Raw genomic sequence first — 22,298 nt, forward strand, 5'->3', positions numbered from 1 at the left:
ATCAGTCCGCCAACTCCAAAATTCGTACCACCAACTGCGAGAAGCTCAGGCCCGCCTGACGTGCCGCCATCGGCACCAGGCTGTGGCTGGTCATACCCGGAGAGGTATTCGCTTCCAGCAGATAAAACTGGTCATCACTGTCCAGCATGACGTCAATGCGACCCCACCCCTTACAGCCCAGCGCGGTCCATGCTTTCAGGACTAACGCCTGTAAAGCAGCCTCTTGTTCAACTTCCAGACCAGCAGGGCAGAAATATTGTGTCTCATCAGACAGATACTTCGCCTCATAATCATAGAAGGTTCCGGCCGGTTGGATACGTATTGACGGTAAAATTTCTTCGCCAAGTATTGCAACGGTAAATTCCGGGCCACTCAGCCATTTTTCAATCAGTACTTCTTCATCATGCTGAAAAGCCAATGCTAATGCAGCCTGCAAAGCATTTTCTTCTTCAACTTTTGACATCCCAACGCTGGAGCCTTCGCGGCTTGGCTTCACAATCAGCGGCAAGCCTAACGCAGAAATCTGCGTAACCACTTCATCGCTAAGCCCTTTTTCAAACTCAGCGCGGGTCAACGCCACCCATGGTGCAACGGGTAACCCTGCCCCCTGCCACAGCAGCTTGCTGCGCAGTTTATCCATTGAGATAGCGGAAGCCATCACACCACTACCGGTATAGGGCAAGCCTATCAACTCCAGCATGCCCTGCAAGGTACCATCTTCCCCACCACGGCCGTGCAGCGCAATAAACACCTTCTGAAAACCCATTGATTTCAGAAGAGTGACATCGACCTCTTTCGGGTCAACCGGGTGCGCATCCACGCCGCCTTCGCGTAAACCGGCCAGCACCGCTGCGCCTGAATTCAACGACACTTCTCGTTCTGCAGAGGTTCCGCCCAACAGGACCGCGATTTTATCAGCCATGTTGCTCTTCCTCCGGGTTTTGCGGCTTCAGTTTGATTTCAGCTAAGGAACGCGCGATTTTGCCGATATTTCCAGCGCCCTGCACCAAAATCAGATCGTTACCCGTTAACACCGATGCCAGCATTTCAGCCACCTGTGCCGGATCGGACACCAGGATCGGGTCAACCTTGCCGCGGCCACGAATGGTACGGCACAGCGAACGGCTGTCAGCCCCCGGGATCGGCGTTTCACCTGCGGCATACACGTCCAGCATCAACAGCGCGTCAACCTGTGTCAGGACGTTAGCAAAGTCATCGTACAGATCGCGGGTACGCGTATAGCGGTGCGGCTGGAACAACATCACCAGATTTTTGTCCGGCCAGCCCGCACGTGCGGCTTTGATCGTGGCATCCACTTCCGTCGGGTGATGCCCGTAGTCATCCACCAACATTGCGCTACCGGCTTTACCGTTGACGGGCTCCAGCGGGAATTCACCAAGGAAGTCAAAACGACGCCCAGTACCCTGGAAACTTTCCAGCGCGCGCAGAATAGCGTCGTCTTCAATACCCTCTTCGGTCGCTACCGCAACCGCGGCTGCCGCGTTCAGCGCATTGTGACGGCCTGGCGCATTTAACGTAACGCGCAGATCGGCCATCCCCTGACGCAACAGCGTAAAGTGACCCTGCGGGCCAATCTGCTGGTAATCTTCTATGCGTACGTCAGCATCATCGCTGAAACCATAGGTTGTGGTCTGACGACCGACGCGCGGTAGCAATTCACGGATCACCGGATCGTCAACGCACATCACTGCACGACCATAAAACGGCAGGTTATGCAGGAAATTAATAAACGTCTGCTTTAAATTTTCGAAGTCGCCCTGGTAGGTATCCATGTGGTCAGCTTCGATATTGGTGACAATCGCCACCATCGGCTGCAAATGCAGGAACGACGCATCGCTCTCATCCGCTTCCGCAATTAAATAACGGCTATGGCCTAAGCGCGCATGTACGCCCGCCGCCTTCACCAGCCCACCGTTGACAAACGTCGGATCCAGCCCTGCTTCTGCGTAAATGCTGGAGACCATCGCGGTGGTCGTGGTTTTACCGTGCGTCCCGGCAATGGCGATACCATGACGAAAACGCATTAACTCAGCCAGCATCTCTGCGCGACGAATTACCGGAATACGCGCTTCATGCGCCGCCACAATTTCCGGGTTATCCGCAGAAATGGCGCTGGACACCACCACCACGCTCGCATCACGCACGTTTTCCGGGCGATGGTTGAAGAAAATCGTCGCGCCCAGATTACTCAGCTGTTGCGTGACCGGATTCGGCGCTAAGTCAGAACCGCTGATCTGATACCCTTCATTGGCCAAAACTTCGGCAATACCACCCATACCAGCACCACCGATGCCGACAAAGTGAATGTGCCGAACGCGACGCATTTCGGGCACGATGGAACGCAGTTTTGCCAATTGTTGTGTATTCATTCTTTAGCCATTAACTTCTCAGTTCATGCGATGCAAAAGGCATCGCCACAATTACGCCCGGGCAGCCCGGCTCACTGCATTTGCAACCCATTCGGTGGAATTCGGTATGGATGCATTGCGAGCACGTTCTGCCATGGTTAATAAGGTTTCTCGCGACCACCCTTCAAGGGTGCTGGCGACGGCATCCACAGTAAACTGCGGCTGCTCTAAAATTTTGGCGGCGCCCGCTTTTTCCAGCGGCAACGCATTCCAGTACTGCTGTCGGTCTTTATGCTGGAACGGCACAAAAATCGCTGGCAGGCCCGCTGCTGCGATCTCGCTCACCGTTAGCGCGCCTGAGCGACAAACCACCACATCTGCCCACGCATAGGCGGCGGCCATATCATCAATAAATTCGGTGACCTTATGCTGCGCCTGTCCGGCATCAACATAGGCCTGTTCCACGGTCTGCTGTGCGCCTTTACCGCTCTGATGCCAGATAGTCACCGCGTCGCCAAGCTTTGCAGCAACCTGCGGCAGCGTTTGGTTCAGCACGCGCGCGCCCTGAGACCCCCCGACCACCAGCACGCGAACCGGACCTTCACGTCCAGCCAGGCGTTCTTCAGGTAATGGCAGCGCCAGCACATCGGTACGTACCGGGTTGCCCACCACTTCCGCATCCGGGAAGGCGCCGGGAAACGCCTGCATCACCGTCGTGGCAATCTTTGACAGCCATTTATTGGTTAAGCCTGCGATGCCGTTCTGCTCGTGCAGCACGACCGGAATGCCTAACGACCAGGCCGCCAGACCACCGGGGCCCGAGACATAACCGCCCATCCCCAGCACCACGTCAGGTTTAAACTGCTTCATGATGGCGCGAGCCTGGCGCCAGGCATTAAAAATACGCACGGGTGCGGCCAGCAGTGCGTTGAGGCCCTTGCCACGCAAACCAGAGATACGAATAAAATCAATGTCAATGCCATGCTTCGGCACTAAGTCCGCTTCCATACGATCGGCGGTGCCCAGCCAACGAACCTGCCAGCCCTGGGCCATTAAATGGTGCGCAACCGCCAGTCCCGGGAACACATGCCCACCGGTACCGCCTGCCATCACCATTAACCGCTTCGGTTGACCACTCATCGTGCACCTCGTGTAAACGCCTGTGCTTTTTCCAGACGCGTTTCATAATCAATACGTAACAAAAACATGATGGCCGTCGACATGATCAACAGACTTGAACCACCATAACTAATCAGCGGCAGCGTCAGACCTTTCGTGGGCAGCATACCTGCCGCAGCCCCAACGTTAACCAGTGCCTGAAAACTAAACCAAACCCCAATCGAGCAGGCTAAAAAGCCTGAAAAACGGTGGTCAATTTCCAGCGCTTTACGGCCAATCGACATCGCGCGAAAAGCGACGAAGAATACCATTAAAAGTGCCAGTACCACACCGATATAACCCAGTTCTTCCCCAATAATGGCGAAGATAAAGTCAGTGTGCGCTTCCGGCAAATACTCCAGTTTTTGTACCGAATTCCCCAGCCCCTGCCCCCAAATCTCACCACGACCAAAGGCCATCAGGGATTGCGTCAGCTGGTAGCCGCTACCAAACGGATCCTCCCAGGGGTTCCAGAAAGAGGTTACGCGACGGATACGATACGGTTCGGCGAGGATCAGCAGCACCACCGCCGAGATCCCCATGCCGATGATAGCGATGAACTGCCACAATTTTGCACCAGCCAGAAACAGCATCGCCAGCGTGGTAACAAACAGCACCACCACCGTACCGAGGTCAGGCTGCGCCAGCAGTAGCACCGCCAGCACCAGGATTACGCCCATCGGTTTTAAGAAGCCGCGCAGGTTGTTACGCACCTCATCCACCTTACGTACCAGGTAGTTGGCGAGATAACAGAACAGCGACAGCTTGGTAAATTCCGCCGGCTGAATACGCAGCGGGCCCAGTGCAATCCAACGTGATGCCCCGTTAACCGAGCTGCCTACCACCAGTACGATCAGCAACATGATGATCGAGGCGATCAACATGGTGGTGCTGTACTTTTGCCAGAATTCCATCGGCAGACGTAGCGTGACCATCGCCAGACAGAACGCCAGGAAGATATACAGCGCATCACGTTTGGCGAACAGGAAAGGATCGCCCGCCAGACGTTGCCCAACGGGCATTGACGCCGATGTCACCATCACAAAACCAATCGCTGCCAGACCAAACGTCAGCCACAGCAACATGCGGTCATACATGATCAGGCTGTCCGCGTCTTTATCACGCGACGCCATCACCCAGCCTTTAAGCGCCGCGAAGATCCACGCCAGGACACCCCATCCCGGTATGCGCGGCATTCTCAGACGAGGGAGAGATAAACGCATCAACCCAACTCCTTCGCCAGGCGGGTAAAGACATCGCCACGCTGCTCAAAGTTTTTAAACTGGTCGAGGCTGGCGCAGGCCGGCGACAGCAACACCATATCGCCCGGTTTAACGCGCGGCGCGAGCAGACGCATCGCCTGCTCCATGGTTTCAGTTTGCTCGGCAACGTCTGGTCGCAGAGCGGCAAGCTGCGCCCCATCGCGACCAAAACAGTACAGACGAATACGATCGCCAACCAGATAACGACTGAGCGGAGAAAAATCAGCGGATTTCCCGTCCCCGCCCAGCAGCAGATGCAGCGTGCCGTCAACGTGCAGGCCATTCAGCGCCGCTTCAGTACTGCCGACGTTGGTGGCTTTAGAATCGTTAATCCAGCGTACGCCGTTATGTTCCAGCACAACCTGAAAACGATGCGCCAGTCCGGTAAAGGTGGTTAGCGCTTTCAGACTGGATGCCCGCGGCAGGCCCGCAGCATCCGCCAGCGCCAGCGCTGCCAGAGCGTTGGTATAGTTATGCTGACCGGAAAGCGTCATCTCTTTCACGTTCAGCACTTTTTCGCCCTTCACCCGCAGCCAGGTTTCGCCCTGCTGACGATTCAGGTGATAGTCACCCATATTGATGCCAAAGCTCACGCAGCGTTCATCAGCCCCGCGAACCGGCATCGTCAGCGCATCATCGGCGTTAACCACGCACACTTTCGCGTTCTCATAGACGCGCAGTTTCGCTGCACGGTACTGCTGCAACCCAAACGGGTAGCGATCCATATGATCTTCAGTCACGTTCAGAATAGTGGCCGCCACAGCCTGCAGGCTGGAGGTGGTTTCCAGCTGGAAGCTGGAGAGCTCCAGAACGTACAGCTCGCGTTCAGCATCCAGCAGCATCAACGCAGGCAAACCAATATTACCGCCGACGCCGACATTCACCCCGGCCGCTTTCGCCATTTCACCGACCAGCGTGGTGACGGTGCTTTTACCGTTAGAACCGGTAATCGCCACGATCGGCGCCTGCGCTTCGCGACAGAACAGCTCAATGTCACCCACAATTTCAATACCAGCATCAGCGGCCGCACTCAGCGCTGGATGCGCCAGGGCAATACCTGGGCTGGCGACGATGAGATCGGCGGCCAGCAGCCAGTCATCATTCAGGCTGCCAACATGGCGCTCAACCGCTTCCGGTAATTTATCCAGCCCCGGTGGCGTCGTGCGGGTATCCATCACCCGCGGCGTAACGCCACGCGCGAGGAAAAAATCCACGCAGGACAGCCCAGTCAGCCCCAGACCGATAATGACGATTTTTTTACCCTGGTAATCAGCCATGATTAACGTACCTTCAGCGTTGCCAGGCCAATCAGCACCAGCATCAGCGAAATAATCCAGAAGCGCACGATCACGCGCGGCTCCGGCCAGCCTTTCAATTCATAGTGGTGGTGGATCGGCGCCATACGGAAGATGCGCTGTCCGCGCAGCTTGAAGGAGCCAACCTGCAGAATCACCGACAGGGTTTCCACCACAAACACACCGCCCATAATCACCAGCAGGAATTCCTGGCGCAACAGCACGGCAATAATGCCCAGTGCGCCACCCAGTGCCAGCGAACCGACGTCGCCCATAAAGACCTGCGCCGGATAAGTGTTAAACCACAGGAAGCCTAATCCTGCCCCGACAATCGCCGTGCAGACGATCACCAACTCCCCCGCATGGCGTAAATACGGAATATGCAGATAGTTGGCAAAGTTCATGTTCCCGGTCGCCCACGCCACCAGCGCAAAGCCAGCAGCAACAAACACGGTCGGCATAATAGCCAGGCCATCAAGGCCGTCGGTCAGGTTGACCGCATTGCCGGTACCGACAATCACGAAGTAGGCCAGCAGAACGTAGAACAGGCCCAACTGCGGCATGACGTCTTTAAAGAACGGCACCACCAGCTGCGTGGCGGGCGTATCTTTGCCCACCAGATACAGCGCGAAGGCCACACCTAGTGCAATCACCGACATCCAGAAGTACTTCCAGCGGGCGATCAGGCCTTTGGTGTCTTTACGCACCACTTTGCGGTAGTCATCGACAAAACCGATAATGCCGTAACCCACCAGCACCACCAGCACGCACCAGACGTACGGGTTAGACGGGTAGGCCCACAGCAGAACGGAGATAACAATCGCGGTGAGGATCATAATGCCGCCCATGGTCGGCGTACCGCGCTTGCTGAAATGCGATTCTGGGCCGTCGTTACGCACAACCTGACCAAAAGACATTTTTTGCAGGCGGGCGATCATGCGCGGGCCCATCCACAACGAGATGAACAGCGCGGTCAGCAGGCTGACGATGGCGCGAAACGTCAGATAAGAGAAGACGTTAAAGCCGGAATAATATTTGACCAAATGTTCGGCCAGCCAAACTAACATGTTGCATTCTCCTGTAATGCGCGTACTACCTCTTCCATAGCGGCACTACGTGAACCTTTCACTAAAATCGTCATCACCTGATGCTCGGCAATCAATGTCTTAAGATGCGCGGCCAGCGCGGGTTTATCCGCAAAATGTTCGCCAACACCGCTGGCATCGCTGATTGCCTGACTCAGTTTCCCTGTACTCAATACGCGGTCGATACCCGCCGCCTTCGCAGCCTCTCCTACCTGTATGTGACAGGCTTCGCTTTCCGCGCCAAGTTCTGCCATATCGCCCACCACCAGCACGCGATAGCCCGGCATTTCAGACAACACCTGTACCGCGGCGGTCATCGAACCGACGTTGGCGTTATAGGAGTCATCCAGCAGCAGCTGATTTTCGGCGAGCGGGATAGGGAACAGGCGTCCCGGCACTGCGTGTAAATCTTTCAGGCCGGTTTTAACCGCCTCATGCGTCGCGCCAACCGCCATAGAGAGCGCGGTGGCAGCCAGGGCATTGGCAATGTTGTGACGCCCCGGTAACGGCAGCAAAACATCAATGCTGCCCGTCGGCGTGTGCAGCGTAAACTCGGTGCCGTGTGACGTAACATGAATGTTGGTAGCAGAAAAGTCGCTGTTGGCCGCATTCGGCGAGAAGCGCCAGACGGTGCGATCGCCAATAATGCTCTGCCAGTTCAGCCAGTCGTTGTTATCGGCATTCATAATGGCGATACCGTTTTCCGCCAGGCCGGTAAAGATTTCGCCTTTTGCTTTGGCGACACCCGCCAGAGAACCAAAACCTTCCAGGTGAGCCGCCGCCAGGTTATTCACCAGCGCCGCTTCCGGTCGAGTTAATCCGACGGTCCAGGCAATCTCGCCCTGGTGGTTGGCACCAAGCTCAATCACCGCATAGTCATAATCGTTGTTCAGTCGCAGCAGCGTCATTGGTACGCCGATGTCGTTGTTCAGATTGCCCGCAGTGTATAACGTGTTCCCACACTGGCTGAGAATCGCGGCTGTCATCTCTTTGACAGAGGTTTTACCGGATGAACCGGTCAGTGCCACCACACGGGCCGGAACCTGAGCGCGCACCCACGCCGCCAGCTCGCCAAACGCCAGGCGTGTGTCCTTCACAATCACCTGCGGCAGAGAAACATCCAGCGGACGACTGACCAGCAGCGCTCCCGCCCCGTTCTCCTTCGCCGTTTCGGCAAAATCATGGGCATCGAAGCGTTCGCCTTTCAGCGCCACAAACAGGCAACCCGGCGTGACTTTACGCGTATCGGTGGTCACCGCATCAAGGGTCAGATCGCCCCCTTTCAGTTCGCCACCGAGGATCTCCGCCAACTGGCTGAGCGTTACGCTAATCATGCGATCACCCCCAGCAAACGAGCGGCCGTCACGCGGTCAGAATAGTCGAGGCGATGCGCGCCGACGATCTGGTAATCTTCGTGGCCTTTACCGGCCAACAGTACAACGTCGTTTTCTTTCGCCTGCATAATGGCGTTGGTGACCGCTTCAGCACGACCTTCCATCACCTTCGCGTGCCCGGCATCCAGCATACCTGCCAGAATGTCGTTAATGATGGCGCGCGGCTCTTCAGTGCGCGGGTTGTCATCAGTGACCACCACAATATCCGCGAACTCTTCCGCGATGGCGCCCATCAGCGGACGCTTGCCTTTGTCACGATCGCCGCCGCAGCCAAAGACGCACCACAGCTTACCGTTGCAGTGCAGACGTGCCGCCTGCAGCGCTTTTTCCAGCGCATCCGGCGTGTGGGCATAATCCACCACCACCGTTGTTTTGCCCGGCGCACTGAACACTTCCATACGCCCACAAACTGGCTGCAAAAGTGCCGCCGTTTTCAGTAAATCCGCCAACGGATACCCTAATGCCAGCAGCGTTGCCAGTGCCAGCAGCAGATTACTGACGTTGAAGGCGCCCATCAGGCGGCTTTCAATTTCACCGTCGCCCCAGGATGAGGTAAAGCGGATCGTCGCGCCGCTGTCGTGATAATTCACCTCAACCGCTTTCAGCCAACGACCGTGGCAGTTCGGGTTAATATGGTCTTCCATCGAAACGGCGACCGCATCCGGCAATTTTGCCAGCCAGCGACGGCCGACTTCATCATCTGCATTGACGATGGCCTGACCGCAATGGTGCGTGGAGTACAGCAGCCACTTCGCGGCTTCGTAATGTTCCATATCACCGTGATAGTCGAGATGGTCACGGCTTAAGTTGGTAAATACCGACGCGGCAAACTTCAACGCTGCCACGCGATGCTGAACCAGACCGTGGGATGACACTTCCATCGCGCCTAACGTGGCGCCCTGCTCAACCAGCCCCGCCAGCACATGCTGGACGTCAACGGCTGAACCGGTGGTATTTTCGGTCGGGATCACTTTGCCCAGCAGGCCATTGCCAACGGTCCCCATTACGGCGCTGGTTTCGCCCAACAGCTGGCTCCACTGCGCCAGCAGTTGGGTGGTCGTGGTTTTCCCGTTGGTGCCGGTGACCCCCACCAGACGCATAGTGTCAGAAGGCTCGTGGTAAAAGCGGCCCGCCAGTGCTGATAAACGTTCGTTAAGCTGGCTCAGATAGATAACCGGTACGCCGTGCATTTCACGGATTTCACCGTCGGTTGCCTCATCTTTTGCCTCTGCAATAATGGCAGCCACACCTTGCGCTATCGCCTGCGGGATATATCGACGCCCGTCCGCCTGATGACCTACCACTGCCACAAAGAGATCGCCCGATGCAGCCACACGGCTGTCGAGCGTCATCTCCCGCAGTGCTCGCTCCGGTGCACCCGGCACCCATGGAGCAAGAAGGTCGCGCAAATTACGATCTGCCACCTGTCGCCTCGCCTTGATTATTCACAAAATCACTTTTATCGCTCGTTGTCAGCGCATCCGGCTCGATGTTCATGGTGCGCAGTACGCCGCCCATGATGGCACCGAAGACCGGCGCGGAAACGGCGCCACCGTAGTATTTACCCGCCTGCGGATCGTTGATAACAACCACCAGCGCGAAGCGCGGCTGACTCGCAGGCGCAACGCCTGCGGTATAAGCAATGTATTTGTTGATGTAGCGACCATCCGGCCCTACTTTTTTCGCCGTACCGGTTTTAATGGCGATGCGATAGCCTTTAATCGCCGCCTTCACGCCGCCGCCGCCGGGCAGCGCCACGCTTTCCATCATATGAACGACGGTACGTACGGTAGATTCCGGGAAGATACGCTCACCCGGAACAGGAGGATCAACTTTGGTAATCGACAGCGGGCGATAAACGCCATAGCTGCCGATCGTTGCGTAGACTCGCGCTAACTGTAACGGGGTTACCATTAGCCCATAGCCGAAAGAGAAGGTGGCCCTCTCTATGTCAGACCACCGTTGTTTTTGAGGATATAAGCCACTGCGTTCTCCGACCAACCCCAAATTGGTCGCTTTTCCCAGCCCAAAACGTGAGTAAGTATCTACTAACGCTGAGGACGGCATCGCTAACGCCAGTTTGGAAACACCGACGTTACTCGACTTCTGTAGTACCCCGGTCAGGGTCAATTCGCTATAACGCGCCACGTCTTTGATTTCGTGGCCATTAATTCGATAGGGAATGGTGTTCAGCACGGTATTTTCACGCACCACGCCGCGCTGCAGTGCCGTCATCACCACCATCGGTTTAACCGTTGAGCCCGGTTCAAATACGTCAGTGATGGTACGGTTACGCATGACATCTTTTTGCGTACCGGAGAGATTGTTTGGGTTGTAGGATGGGCTATTCGCCATCGCCAGCACTTCGCCGGTGTTGACGTCTACCAACACGGCGCTACCTGATTCCGCTTTGTTAAACGCGACGGCGTTGTTCAGTTCGCGATAGACCAGTGCCTGCAAGCGCTCATCAATACTCAGCGCCAGGTTATGTGCCGCCTGACTGTCTGTTGAAGAAATATCTTCAATCACGCGGCCATAGCGGTCTTTACGCACCACGCGCTCGCCCGGCTGACCGGTGAGCCATTTATCAAAACTCTTCTCAACGCCTTCAATGCCCTGGCTGTCGACGTTGGTAAAACCGATGAGGTGAGCGGTCACTTCCCCGGAAGGATAGTAACGGCGGGATTCTTCGCGCAGATGAATCCCCGGCAGCTTGAGTTTTTTGATGTAGTCGGCCATGTCAGGGTTGACCTGGCGTGCGAGATAGATAAAACGCCCTTTCGGGTTGGCATTGATGCGAGAAGCCAGTTGGTCGAGCGGGATGTTCAGCGCAGTCGACAGCGCTCGCCAGCGTTCGCCAACGCTTACGCCACCCGCATCATGCACTTCTTTCGGATCGGCCCAGATGGCCTTCACCGGCACGCTCACCGCCAGCGGACGGCCGGAACGGTCGGTAATCATGCCACGTGACGTGGAGACTTCCTGGACGCGCAAGGAGCGCATGTCGCCCTGACGCACCAGCATGTCAGGCGCAATAATTTGCAGCCACGCAACGCGTCCCAGCAGGAAGCACAGCGCCAGCAAAATACAGCCGCACAGTAACGCAAAACGCCAACTGATAAAGTTGGCTTGTTCTTCCTGGCGTTTTGGTTTGAGCGTCTTTGCCGCTGCTTTCATGCGTCGCGTTTATCCTTATTTTTGTACAACGATATTTTCTTGTGAGGGATCGACATGCTGCAACTGCAGCTTTTCCGTTGCGATCCGTTCAACACGGCTATGGTCACCGAGAGCGTTCTCTTCGAGGATCAGGTTACGCCATTCGATATCCAGTGCATCGCGTTCCAGAACTAACTGTTCACGCTGTGCGGTCAGTAACCGCGTATGGTGCGCGGTCGTCACGACGGTGACCGCCGTCAAAATAATGCAAATGAACAGGCAGAGTGGCAGCTTCCCGAACCGCAAAAGATCGTCACCGATCACGCCAGGCAAAGCATGGCGCTCGTTACTTCCTATCGATCCTTTAACTTTGCTGAGGGCTTCTGTCACTCTGCTGATCATGCGTTCGTCCTCTCTGCAATGCGCAGAACTGAACTACGGGCACGAGGATTTTCTGCGACCTCTTCTTCACCCGGCATCAACTTGCCTAATGCTCTCAACTCACGGCCGCCCAGCTTTTGGATCTGCGCTTCGGTCATCGGGATCCCCGCCGGAACCTGAGGACCACGACTTTGTTCGCGCATAAAGCGCTTCACAATACGGTCTTCAAGCGAGTGGAAACTGATGACAGAAAGGCGACCACCTGGAGCCAGCACGCTGAGCGAGCTTTTTAGCGCCTGCTCTATCTCCTCCAGTTCACTGTTCACCCAAATGCGCACCGCCTGGAAGGTACGGGTCGCGGGATGTTTGAATTTGTCTTTTACCGGCATGGCCGCCGCAATGACTTCCGCCAGTTGTTTGGTGCGGGTCATCGGTTCAACGCGGTTACGCTCGACAATGGCGCGAGCAATGCGTTTGCCAAAGCGTTCTTCGCCAAAGGTTTTAATGACCCAGGCAATATCCGCTTCATCTGCAGTTTGCAGCCACTCGGCGGCTGACTGGCCGCGCGTTGGGTCCATACGCATGTCCAACGGACCGTCACGCATAAACGAAAAGCCGCGCTCCGCATCGTCTAATTGCGGAGAAGAGACGCCAAGATCGAGAAGGATGCCATCGATCTTACCGGTTAGCCCGCGCTCACTCACGTACTCAGCCAGCGCGGAGAAAGGTCCATGAATGATGGAGAAGCGGGGGTCGTTAATGCTCTGAGCCACCGCAATGGCCTGCGGATCGCGATCGATAGCCAGCAAACGCCCCTCTTCGCCAAGCTGCGAGAGGATCAGTCGTGAGTGACCGCCGCGACCAAATGTCCCGTCAATGTAGATGCCGTCCGGACGAATATTCAGACCGTTTACGGCCTCATCCAGCAACACCGTTGTATGTTTAAAATTTTCCATCATCTTATAGAGACAAATCCTGCAATCGTTCCGACAGCGCGCCGGTAACAGATTGCTCAGCGTCGATATCTTCCTTGACCTGTTGATACCAGGTCGTTTCATCCCACAGCTCAAATTTGTTGAACTGCCCAACCAGCATCACTTCTTTTGTTAACCCTGCATGTTGCCGCAAAATGGGTGCTATCAGTAATCGACCGGCGCTATCCATCTGACATTCACTGGCATGCCCCAACAGCAGGCGCTGTACGCGGCGCTCGACCGGATTCATGCTGGACAGACGAGATAGCTTCTGCTCGATAATTTCCCATTCAGGCAGGGGGTAAAGCAGCAGGCACGGGTGATGGATGTCAATGGTGCAAACCATTTGACCGGTAGCACTCTCGAGCAGTTGATCCCGATACCGGGTAGGCACTGATAAGCGCCCTTTACTGTCGAGATTAACTAACGTCGCTCCCCGGAACATGCCAGTCTCACCCCCGATTACCACTTTGTCCCACAAAATCCCACTTATAAGGAGTTTACGGAGCGGAGGAAAACCTTGTCAAGCAAGTCACGGCGCTTAGCGGAGCAAAAAACCCAATGTTTACGGCCAATATCAGCGTTGAACAAATTCCGTACAGCTAACGAAGCAAATTAACGTCATGAATATTTGTAAGAAAAAAATCCAACAACTCATCATTGTTTAAAACAACTCAATATCATCTCGAGAAAATATAAAGTGTCAGTTTGCGACGCGAGCGGCATTTTAGGACAATATGCAGCGAGATAACAGTACCAGTTAATCGGTCTGTATGCCTTGTACGACCAAGGCAGGCGAGAAAAATCTGCAATACAGAAGCAAAGTGTTTGTTAATTCGGCAATTCCCTACAACGATGTAACAAATTAATACAATCGTAACGCGTCGTTACGTATCAATAACGTAAAAATGGTGGGTTGCGTTTTTAATCACGATATATAGAAATTGAATTTCAGACAATTCTAAAGAATATTCTTAAATATAATGAGGTTATTTCTGATAATTGAATAAATGACCGCGCCAGAAGGTTATCGCCTTCCAGCGCGTCCAGCAGAACACCTTAACTCCGACTGAGAATACCGCGGCGATACAGGTTACGCTTGATGCGCGTTAAGCCTGGTTTTGGCTTACGCGGCTCATCCAGACTGGCCAACACGATTTCCAGTACGCGCTCTGCAACGTCGCGATGACGTTGCGCCACCGCCAGTACCGGGCACTGTAGGAAGTCGAGCAATTCATGATCGCCAAAGGTAGCAATCGCTAAATCAGACGGTAGCTGCCCGTCACGACGTAATGTCACATCCATCACGCCCTGTAAAAGCGCAAAGGAAGTGGTAAACAACGCCTGTGGCATCGGGTGCGTTTCCAGCCATTTATCAAACAGCTGCGCGGCGGCTTCCCGCTCATAACTGTTGGCATACAGGAAATTCACTTCACGCGGATCGTCCTTCCACGCGGTACGAAAACCCTGCTCGCGCAGGAAACTCACAGATAATTCCGGCAACGCACCGAGATAAAGGACGGTATCAGCCGGGAACTTACGCAATTCTTCCGCCAGCATTTCTGCATCGTCCTGATCGGCCCCGACAACGCTGGTGAAATGTTCACGATCCAGCGCGCGGTCTAACGCCACAATCGGGAATGCGCTGTTAGCCCAGCGCTGGTAAAACGGATGCTCTGGCGGCAAAGAGGTCGACACAATAATGGCATCAACCTGGCGTTGTAATAGATGTTCAATACAACGCATTTCGTTATCTGGCTGATCTTCAGAGCAGGCAATCAGCAGCTGATAGCCACGCTGACGCGCCTGGCGCTCCAGGTAGTTGGCTATCCGGGTATAACTTGTATTCTCCAGATCCGGGATCACCAGCCCGATAGAACGTGTGCGTCCAGCACGTAGCCCGGCTGCCACAGCATTTGGGTGGTAATTATGCTCGCGCACCACCGCCATGACTTTTTCAACCGTTTTGTCGCTTACGCGATATTGCTTTGCTTTGCCATTAATAACGTAGCTTGCAGTCGTTCGCGAAACGCCGGCCAGCCGAGCGATTTCATCCAGTTTCACAATTGCCCCTTGCGTAAAATGTACCAACCATAACCTTTGAGATGGCATGGGTTAAACTCTTAACATCTAAGCGCAGAATAATGACCGCGGCAACCGCTTTTGTCTCTGGTTACCGCTGATTTCTCAAAAAAAAGCCCAACCGGTAGCATTGGGCTCACGAATTAATAACTGGGCCATGATTAGCGCATGATTTTATCACCGCGAGAAAGCCCCACCACGCCGGAGCGCGCAACCTCGACGATTTTCGCCACTTCACGCAATGTAGCCAGGAAAGCATCGAGCTTATCGCTGGTACCTGCCAATTGTACGGTGTAGATGGACGGCGTGACGTCAATGATTTGCCCGCGGAATATTTCCGTATTGCGCACCACTTCTTCACGACCGTAACCGCTGGCCTGAATTTTCACCAGCATGATCTCTCGTTCAACATGAGCCCCCTGTCCCAACTCGCTTACGCGCAGGACATCCACCAGTTTGTGCAGCTGCTTTTCGATCTGCTCAAGGACCTTTTCATCACCCACCGTCTGGATCGTCATTCGCGATAACGTCGGATCGTCCGTCGGTGCGACGGTCAGGCTTTCAATGTTGTAACCGCGCTGAGCGAAGAGACCAATCACTCGTGACAATGCACCCGACTCGTTTTCCAGTAATACTGATAATATCCGGCGCATAATCAGGTCCTCTCCGTTTTGCTTAACCACATTTCATCCATACCGCCTCCGCGAATCTGCATCGGGTAGACATGTTCACTGCCATCAACGGTGACATCGACAAACACCAGACGATGGTTACGCACGTGTTCCAGCGCCTCACCCAATTTGCTCTCGAGTTCATCCGGATGGTTTATCTGGATACCAATATGACCATATGCCTCGGCAAGACGTACAAAGTCGGGCAGCGACTGCATGTAAGACTGCGAGTGACGCCCGGAGTAAATCATGTCCTGCCACTGTTTAACCATGCCGAGGTAACGGTTGTTAAGATTGAGTACCAGCACCGGCAGCTCATATTGCAACGCCGTCGACAGCTCCTGGATATTCATCTGAATACTGCCATCGCCGGTGACGCACACCACCGTTTCATTCGGTAGCGCCATCTTTACGCCTAATGCTGCAGGTAAACCGAATCCCATGGTGCCGAGGCCACCGGAGTTAATCCAACGACGCGGCTTATCAAACGGGTAGTACAGCGCGGCAAACATCTGGTGCTGACCAACGTCCGAGGTTACATACGCATCCCCTTTCGTCAGACGCCAGAGGGTTTCAATGACAGCCTGCGGCTTAATGCTCTCACTTTGCGTGTCATATTTCAGACACTGGCGCGCACGCCACTGTTCTATCTGCTGCCACCAGTCGCGGTTATCATCAAGCGGTTGCTGCGATTTCTCCTGCGGTAGCAGTTCCAGCATCTGATCCAGCACCAGTCGGGCGTCGCCGACAATCGGAATATCCGCAGTGACGGTTTTCGAAATAGAGGTCGGATCGATGTCGATATGCAGTACGGTCGCATTTGGGCAATATTTTGCCAGGTTATTGGTTGTGCGATCGTCAAAGCGAACACCAACGGCAAAGATCACGTCGGAATGATGCATGGTCATATTGGCTTCGTAGGTGCCATGCATCCCCAGCATGCCCAGCGCCTGACGATGCGTGGCCGGAAACGCGCCCAATCCCATCAACGAAGAAACAACCGGCAGGTTAAGCGCTTGTGCAATCTGGCCAAGTTGTTCATGACAGGCCGCATTGACCGCACCGCCGCCAACATATACCACCGGTTTTTTAGCCGCGACCAGCGTTTGTAGCGCGCGCTTTATTTGCCCCTTATGTCCGGTTGTCGTCGGATTATACGAGCGCATACTGACCGACTCCGGCCAGCTATACGGCAGTTTCTTTGCCGGATTCAGAATATCCTTTGGCAAATCCACGACCACAGGGCCTGGGCGACCGCTTGCCGCCAGCCAGAAGGCCTTTTTCAGGACCTGAGGAATATCTTCCGTTTGCTTAACGAGGAAGCTGTGCTTCACCACCGGACGAGAGATACCGACCATGTCGCACTCCTGAAAGGCATCGTAGCCAATCAGCGACGTCGCCACCTGCCCGGAGAGGATCACCAGCGGAATGGAATCCATATACGCCGTAGCAATACCGGTAATCGCATTGGTTGCGCCCGGCCCGGAGGTCACCAGAACTACGCCGACGTCACCCGTGGCACGCGCCAGACCATCGGCCATATGTACGGCGGCTTGTTCATGACGGACCAACACATGATCGATTCCCCCGACCGTATGCAGCGCATCATAAATATCGAGGACCGCGCCCCCAGGATAACCAAATACCTGCTTCACACCCTGATCGATGAGCGATCGCACGACCATCTCGGCTCCAGACAACATCTCCATGGCTTGCCTCCACTCTTATAATGAATAACGGTTTAACAACACATTAACCGCTGAGGATGACGCATGGCAATTGACACCTAAGAGGGGGAATTCGCATGAATAAGAATAAAAAGGAGGTAAGCGCAGAATAAATGGAGATTTAAACCAGCATCCGCTAATGAAATGAGAAATAATCGCTTAAAAATGGAGACTTACAGCGATTAGTCTATTTTTTTACACTTTTGGACAGATGCAGAAAGACAAGTTCAGCACAAAATCTTAGATAAAAAGCCAAAAGCAGAATAAACCAGACGTCTTGCCCGATTTATTCTGTCGAATACTACTGCTTACAGACGGAGACTAATAATTCTTCCATCCATTGGTGGCCTTTATCCCTGCCCGCAGCTTCATGCCAGGAAAGATAGCATGTACGGCTATTCAATTTTAATGGTAAAGGCAATATCTGTAGATCTAACTGCTCAGAGAATTCTTCCGCTAACCAACGTGGTGCAATAGACACCAGATGCGTTTGCGAAACAATATTCAACACGCTGATTAACGCCATACCTTGATAAGCGACACAAGATTGTTTATCCGCAGTGTCATACCAGGGTTGGCTAAATGATGCAAAGCGATCGAGAGATACCACCGCATGCTGTTCATTATAAACATCGTTTTCCAATAATGGGCCACTAATACGGGGGTGTTTTCTGCTCGCGACTAACACCATCTCATCATTGAACAAGGGAATACTGGTGAATTCAGGGCGACGGAACTCTTCATAACTAATAACGAACTCAGTCTCCTGATAGCGTAATTGATGTTCGGTATTTTGATTGAGTGAAGATTTAAATACGACATTAATGTTTGGCGCAACTTGCTCAACCCGATTATAAATCAAGGAAGTCAGAATATTATCCAATGGGCTGCATACGCAGAGGTTGAATACGCGCTCGCTGCTGGCAGGCTCAAACCCCGAACCCGGCAGTTCATTCTGTACCAGTTGCAATGCCTGACGGACGGAGCCAAAGAGTTGGAAGGCCCGCGCTGTCGGCTGGATCCCACGGCCATAACGAACAAAAAGTTCATCATTGAACATAATTTTCAAACGCGCCACAGCATTACTGACTGCAGGTTGCGACATCCCCAGAGTATGCGCAGCGCGGGTAATATTTTGTTCCTGCATTACCGCGTCAAAGACGGTTAATAAATTAAGATCAACCATGCGAAGCTGCGGCTTTCCCATTGTTATAGGATTTGGTTTATCTATTATTTTCACTTCTGGCATATTTAACTCCACTGTCACTCTAAACTCCCTTTTCCCAGACGGAGTGAAGAAATAACCTCCGTTAATATGATTTACCATGCATATAAAATAAGAAAAAGGAAAAACATTAAAATTAGGAAAACATAAAGGTACGAACCTAAATGAACAGAAACCCAATGCGAGCGCAGTGTGGCGGATGTCACTGCACGATGATTCATATGTTTAAATTTCACGAACAATATAACCATAAGCACGACGAATACACAATCATACGTACGGTGAATATATATTTAAAATTTGATTAAATTTTTATATTATTAATACATTAAAAGTTAACATTAATTTATCAATCATTGATAAGCGTGCCCCCTGTACTCATTCATGGTCACTATAAAAACTGATAAATCATAAAGATAAAAAGTGTATCTACACCCCATCTCATCAGCATGCTGTCACAATAGTTGCAAACAAATATGCTCAAATATGTCAAAGCATGAAAAGTATGTACGAACGCACACTGATTTATTTTATGCTCCTCTAAAAATTCAGCACAATTCGCTTAGATTGCAGAGGTGTTTTTCTTCTGAATACGGACGTTTACCGGGAGCGGGGTTGACATCAGCTTTCATATCCAGTACCACTAAAGCATATCGCATTCGCCTGGAGCCTGATTGATGACTTACATTGTTCGTTTTAACGGTCTACTACTACTAAACGCATCTTCGTTGCGCGGTAGACTGGTGAACGACATTTAGCATTACGTCAGCTCCAGTTAAGACAAAAACCCGCGCCGCTGCGCGGGTTTTTTTATGCTCGAAGCAAGGCGCCAAAAAAGACAAAGGACCTAAACCATGAGCCAGCAAGTCATTATTTTCGATACCACCTTACGCGATGGTGAACAGGCGTTACAGGCAAGCCTGAGTGTGAAAGAAAAACTGCAGATTGCTCTGGCTCTCGAGCGTATGGGCGTTGACGTGATGGAAGTCGGTTTCCCTGTGTCTTCGCCAGGTGATTTTGAGTCGGTACAGACCATTGCCCGACAAGTTAAAAACAGCCGCGTCTGCGCCTTAGCCCGCTGTGTGGAAAAAGATATCGATGTGGCCGCTGAATCCCTGAAGGTGGCTGAGGCTTTCCGCATTCATACGTTTATCGCCACCTCGCCGATGCATATCGCCACCAAATTACGTAGTACGCTGGATGAGGTTATCGAGCGGGCTGTCTATATGGTTAAGCGTGCGCGTAATTACACGGATGACGTGGAATTCTCATGCGAAGACGCCGGCCGTACCCCTATTGCCGATCTGGCTCGCGTGGTAGAAGCGGCGATTAATGCCGGTGCCAAAACCATTAATATCCCCGATACCGTCGGGTACACCATGCCCTTCGAATTTGGCGCAATCATTTCCGGCCTGTATGAACGAGTGCCGAATATCGACAAAGCGATCATTTCCGTGCACACCCACGACGATTTAGGTCTGGGCGTCGGTAACGCGCTGGCCGCTGTTCATGCCGGTGCGCGTCAGGTCGAAGGGGCGATGAACGGGATTGGTGAACGCGCCGGTAACTGCTCGCTGGAAGAAGTGATCATGGCGATCAAAGTCCGCAAAGATATTCTGAACGTACAGACCCGCATTAATCATCAGGAAATCTGGCGTACCAGCCAGTTAGTCAGCCAAATCTGCAATATGCCGATTCCGGCCAACAAAGCGATTGTCGGTAGCGGCGCCTTTGCCCACTCCTCCGGTATTCATCAGGACGGCGTACTGAAAAACCGTGAAAACTACGAAATCATGACCCCGGAGTCCATCGGTCTGAACCAGGTGCAACTGAACCTGACGTCCCGTTCCGGACGTGCTGCGGTCAAACACCGTATGGATGAGATGGGCTATAAAGAGAGTGAATACAGTCTGGACAACCTGTACGACGCCTTCCTGAAGCTGGCGGATAAAAAAGGTCAGGTATTTGATTACGACCTGGAAGCGCTGGCCTTTATTAACAAACAGCAAGAAGAACCCGAACATTTCCGCCTGGATTACTTCAGCGTGCAGTCTGGCTCCAATGATATTGCCACCGCCTCCGTCAAGCTGGCCTGTGGCGAGAATGTGAAAGCCGAAGCCGCCAACGGTAACGGCCCGGTCGATGCTATTTATCAGGCCATCAACCGTATTACCGACTACGACATCGAACTGGTGAAATACAGCCTGACCGCAAAAGGCCACGGTAAAGATGCGCTGGGTCAGGTGGATATCGTCGCCAACTTTAACGGCCGTCGCTTCCACGGCGTAGGCCTGGCAACGGATATTGTCGAGTCCTCCGCGAAAGCCATGGTGCATGTACTGAATAACATCTGGCGCGCCGAAGAAGTCGAAAAAGAATTGCAACGCAAAGCTCAAAACAACGAGAACAACAAGGAAACCGTGTGATGTCGAAGAATTATCATATTGCTGTTTTGCCGGGTGACGGTATTGGCCCGGAAGTGATGGCGCAGGCTCTGAAAGTACTGGACGCGATTCGCACCCGTTTCGCTATGCGCATTACCACCAGCCACTATGACGTGGGCGGCGTTGCCATCGACAACCACGGTCAGCCGCTGCCACCTGCAACAGTTGACGGCTGTGAGCAGGCCGATGCCATTCTGTTTGGCTCCGTGGGCGGCCCGAAATGGGAAAACCTGCCGCCAAACCAGCAGCCGGAGCGTGGTGCACTGTTGCCGTTGCGTAAACACTTCAAATTATTCAGCAACCTGCGCCCGGCTAAGCTGTACCAGGGGCTGGAAGATTTTTGCCCGCTGCGCGCCGATATTGCCGCCAACGGTTTCGACATCCTGTGCGTACGCGAACTGACGGGTGGGATCTACTTCGGTCAGCCAAAAGGCCGTGAAGGTAGCGGTCAACATGAAAAAGCCTTTGATACCGAGGTCTATCACCGTTTCGAGATCGAACGTATTGCGCGCATTGCATTTGAATCTGCCCGCAAGCGTCGCTGTAAAGTGACGTCGATTGATAAAGCCAACGTGCTGCAAACCTCGATTCTGTGGCGTGAAGTGGTCAATGAAATAGCCAATGAATACCCGGACGTTGTCCTGACGCATATGTATATCGACAACGCCACCATGCAGTTGATTAAAGATCCGTCTCAGTTTGACGTGCTGCTGTGCTCCAACCTGTTTGGTGACATCCTGTCCGATGAATGCGCGATGATCACCGGCTCCATGGGCATGCTGCCGTCTGCCAGCCTGAATGAGCAGGACTTTGGCCTGTACGAGCCCGCCGGCGGCTCAGCACCGGATATCGCCGGTAAAAACATTGCCAACCCGATTGCCCAGATTTTGTCACTGGCTCTGTTGCTGCGCTACAGCCTGGACGCCAATGATGCAGCAGCAGCCATTGAAAGCGCCGTTAACCGCGCATTAGCAGAAGGTATTCGCACCGGTGATTTAGCCCGTGGCACAGCCGCAGTCAGTACCGATGAGATGGGCGATATCATTGCTCGCTACGTCGCAGAAGGGGTGTAATC

Annotated in this window: 19 protein-coding genes; 3 read left to right on the forward strand and 16 right to left on the reverse strand. The window is 53.6% G+C overall.

Annotated elements, in window-relative coordinates; translation table 11 throughout:
* Position 1 precedes the first annotated feature (1 nt).
* The 16 genes from FCH32_RS07905 to leuO form a co-directional block, all read right to left on the reverse strand.
* Complete coding sequence (locus tag FCH32_RS07905) at positions 2-922, reverse strand: D-alanine--D-alanine ligase (RefSeq protein WP_117342314.1); 921 nt, start codon at positions 920-922, stop codon at positions 2-4.
* Positions 915-2,390 (reverse strand): UDP-N-acetylmuramate--L-alanine ligase, encoded by a 1,476-nt coding sequence (murC, locus tag FCH32_RS07910; protein ID WP_115259457.1) that lies wholly within the window; start codon positions 2,388-2,390, stop codon positions 915-917. Before murC ends, FCH32_RS07905 begins: the two co-directional genes overlap by 8 nt.
* A gap of 51 nt (positions 2,391-2,441) precedes the next feature.
* Complete coding sequence (gene murG / locus FCH32_RS07915) at positions 2,442-3,509, reverse strand: undecaprenyldiphospho-muramoylpentapeptide beta-N-acetylglucosaminyltransferase (protein WP_174360720.1); 1,068 nt, start codon at positions 3,507-3,509, stop codon at positions 2,442-2,444.
* The gene (gene ftsW / locus FCH32_RS07920) at positions 3,506-4,750 is read right to left on the reverse strand and encodes a cell division protein FtsW (RefSeq protein ID WP_135912587.1); all 1,245 of its coding nucleotides are present in this window, start codon (positions 4,748-4,750) and stop codon (positions 3,506-3,508) included. Before ftsW ends, murG begins: the two co-directional genes overlap by 4 nt.
* Complete coding sequence (murD, locus tag FCH32_RS07925) at positions 4,750-6,066, reverse strand: UDP-N-acetylmuramoyl-L-alanine--D-glutamate ligase (protein WP_115259459.1); 1,317 nt, start codon at positions 6,064-6,066, stop codon at positions 4,750-4,752. Before murD ends, ftsW begins: the two co-directional genes overlap by 1 nt.
* A gap of 2 nt (positions 6,067-6,068) precedes the next feature.
* On the reverse strand, positions 6,069-7,151 hold the full coding sequence (mraY, locus tag FCH32_RS07930) for a phospho-N-acetylmuramoyl-pentapeptide-transferase (protein ID WP_096758305.1): 1,083 nt from the start codon (positions 7,149-7,151) through the stop codon (positions 6,069-6,071).
* Entirely contained in the window at positions 7,145-8,503 is a 1,359-nt protein-coding gene (murF, locus tag FCH32_RS07935) for a UDP-N-acetylmuramoyl-tripeptide--D-alanyl-D-alanine ligase (RefSeq protein WP_115259460.1), read from the reverse strand. Before murF ends, mraY begins: the two co-directional genes overlap by 7 nt.
* On the reverse strand, positions 8,500-9,987 hold the full coding sequence (gene murE / locus FCH32_RS07940) for a UDP-N-acetylmuramoyl-L-alanyl-D-glutamate--2,6-diaminopimelate ligase (protein WP_174360721.1): 1,488 nt from the start codon (positions 9,985-9,987) through the stop codon (positions 8,500-8,502). The genes murF and murE overlap by 4 nt, the downstream gene beginning before the upstream one ends.
* Positions 9,974-11,740, reverse strand: coding sequence for a peptidoglycan glycosyltransferase FtsI (gene ftsI, locus FCH32_RS07945; RefSeq protein ID WP_096758308.1), 1,767 nt, complete (start codon positions 11,738-11,740; stop codon positions 9,974-9,976). The genes murE and ftsI overlap by 14 nt, the downstream gene beginning before the upstream one ends.
* A 15-nt stretch (positions 11,741-11,755) precedes the next feature.
* Positions 11,756-12,121, reverse strand: coding sequence for a cell division protein FtsL (ftsL, locus tag FCH32_RS07950; protein WP_115259462.1), 366 nt, complete (start codon positions 12,119-12,121; stop codon positions 11,756-11,758).
* Positions 12,118-13,059 carry a 16S rRNA (cytosine(1402)-N(4))-methyltransferase RsmH gene (rsmH, locus tag FCH32_RS07955; protein ID WP_115259463.1) on the reverse strand — a complete coding sequence of 314 codons (942 nt, stop codon included), beginning with the start codon at positions 13,057-13,059 and terminating at the stop codon, positions 12,118-12,120. Before rsmH ends, ftsL begins: the two co-directional genes overlap by 4 nt.
* A gap of 1 nt (position 13,060) precedes the next feature.
* Complete coding sequence (gene mraZ / locus FCH32_RS07960) at positions 13,061-13,519, reverse strand: division/cell wall cluster transcriptional repressor MraZ (RefSeq protein WP_005124560.1); 459 nt, start codon at positions 13,517-13,519, stop codon at positions 13,061-13,063.
* A 614-nt stretch (positions 13,520-14,133) separates the two neighbouring features.
* Positions 14,134-15,138 (reverse strand): catabolite repressor/activator, encoded by a 1,005-nt coding sequence (gene cra, locus FCH32_RS07965; protein WP_096758311.1) that lies wholly within the window; start codon positions 15,136-15,138, stop codon positions 14,134-14,136.
* Positions 15,139-15,317: 179 nt separating this feature from the next.
* Complete coding sequence (gene ilvN, locus FCH32_RS07970; RefSeq protein ID WP_096758312.1) at positions 15,318-15,809, reverse strand: acetolactate synthase small subunit; 492 nt, start codon at positions 15,807-15,809, stop codon at positions 15,318-15,320.
* A 2-nt stretch (positions 15,810-15,811) separates the two neighbouring features.
* A complete protein-coding gene (gene ilvI, locus FCH32_RS07975; RefSeq protein ID WP_096758313.1) occupies positions 15,812-17,536 on the reverse strand; it encodes an acetolactate synthase 3 large subunit in 1,725 nt (574 codons plus the stop codon).
* Between the two features lie 319 nt (positions 17,537-17,855).
* The gene (gene leuO, locus FCH32_RS07980) at positions 17,856-18,803 is read right to left on the reverse strand and encodes a transcriptional regulator LeuO (protein ID WP_115259465.1); all 948 of its coding nucleotides are present in this window, start codon (positions 18,801-18,803) and stop codon (positions 17,856-17,858) included.
* 653 nt (positions 18,804-19,456) lie between these two features.
* On the opposite strand from leuO, the gene leuL reads away from it, so the two are divergent.
* The 3 genes from leuL (at position 19,457) to leuB (ending at position 22,296) form a co-directional block, all read left to right on the forward strand.
* Positions 19,457-19,537 (forward strand): leu operon leader peptide, encoded by an 81-nt coding sequence (leuL, locus tag FCH32_RS07985; RefSeq protein WP_115259466.1) that lies wholly within the window; start codon positions 19,457-19,459, stop codon positions 19,535-19,537.
* 96 nt (positions 19,538-19,633) lie between these two features.
* Entirely contained in the window at positions 19,634-21,205 is a 1,572-nt protein-coding gene (gene leuA, locus FCH32_RS07990; protein ID WP_117342317.1) for a 2-isopropylmalate synthase, read from the forward strand.
* Positions 21,205-22,296 carry a 3-isopropylmalate dehydrogenase gene (leuB, locus tag FCH32_RS07995; RefSeq protein WP_115259468.1) on the forward strand — a complete coding sequence of 364 codons (1,092 nt, stop codon included), beginning with the start codon at positions 21,205-21,207 and terminating at the stop codon, positions 22,294-22,296. Before leuA ends, leuB begins: the two co-directional genes overlap by 1 nt.
* Positions 22,297-22,298 lie beyond the last annotated feature (2 nt).

The sequence above is a fragment of the Citrobacter gillenii genome (genome assembly GCF_013337685.1).
In the GTDB taxonomy this organism is placed as follows: Bacteria; Pseudomonadota; Gammaproteobacteria; order Enterobacterales; family Enterobacteriaceae; genus Citrobacter; species Citrobacter gillenii.

Bases quoted from the DNA above. Each gene is read 5' to 3' on its own strand.
- FCH32_RS07905 (WP_117342314.1), bottom strand. From the start codon at position 922: ATGGCTGATAAAATCGCGGTCCTGTTGGGCGGAACCTCTGCAGAACGA.
- murC (WP_115259457.1), bottom strand. From the start codon at position 2,390: ATGAATACACAACAATTGGCAAAACTGCGTTCCATCGTGCCCGAAATG.
- murG (WP_174360720.1), bottom strand. From the start codon at position 3,509: ATGAGTGGTCAACCGAAGCGGTTAATGGTGATGGCAGGCGGTACCGGT.
- ftsW (WP_135912587.1), bottom strand. From the start codon at position 4,750: ATGCGTTTATCTCTCCCTCGTCTGAGAATGCCGCGCATACCGGGATGG.
- murD (WP_115259459.1), bottom strand. From the start codon at position 6,066: ATGGCTGATTACCAGGGTAAAAAAATCGTCATTATCGGTCTGGGGCTG.
- mraY (WP_096758305.1), bottom strand. From the start codon at position 7,151: ATGTTAGTTTGGCTGGCCGAACATTTGGTCAAATATTATTCCGGCTTT.
- murF (WP_115259460.1), bottom strand. From the start codon at position 8,503: ATGATTAGCGTAACGCTCAGCCAGTTGGCGGAGATCCTCGGTGGCGAA.
- ftsI (WP_096758308.1), bottom strand. From the start codon at position 11,740: ATGAAAGCAGCGGCAAAGACGCTCAAACCAAAACGCCAGGAAGAACAA.
- ftsL (WP_115259462.1), bottom strand. From the start codon at position 12,121: ATGATCAGCAGAGTGACAGAAGCCCTCAGCAAAGTTAAAGGATCGATA.
- rsmH (WP_115259463.1), bottom strand. From the start codon at position 13,059: ATGATGGAAAATTTTAAACATACAACGGTGTTGCTGGATGAGGCCGTA.
- mraZ (WP_005124560.1), bottom strand. From the start codon at position 13,519: ATGTTCCGGGGAGCGACGTTAGTTAATCTCGACAGTAAAGGGCGCTTA.
- ilvN (WP_096758312.1), bottom strand. From the start codon at position 15,809: ATGCGCCGGATATTATCAGTATTACTGGAAAACGAGTCGGGTGCATTG.
- ilvI (WP_096758313.1), bottom strand. From the start codon at position 17,536: ATGGAGATGTTGTCTGGAGCCGAGATGGTCGTGCGATCGCTCATCGAT.
- leuO (WP_115259465.1), bottom strand. From the start codon at position 18,803: ATGCCAGAAGTGAAAATAATAGATAAACCAAATCCTATAACAATGGGA.
- leuL (WP_115259466.1), top strand. From the start codon at position 19,457: ATGACTTACATTGTTCGTTTTAACGGTCTACTACTACTAAACGCATCT.
- leuA (WP_117342317.1), top strand. From the start codon at position 19,634: ATGAGCCAGCAAGTCATTATTTTCGATACCACCTTACGCGATGGTGAA.
- leuB (WP_115259468.1), top strand. From the start codon at position 21,205: ATGTCGAAGAATTATCATATTGCTGTTTTGCCGGGTGACGGTATTGGC.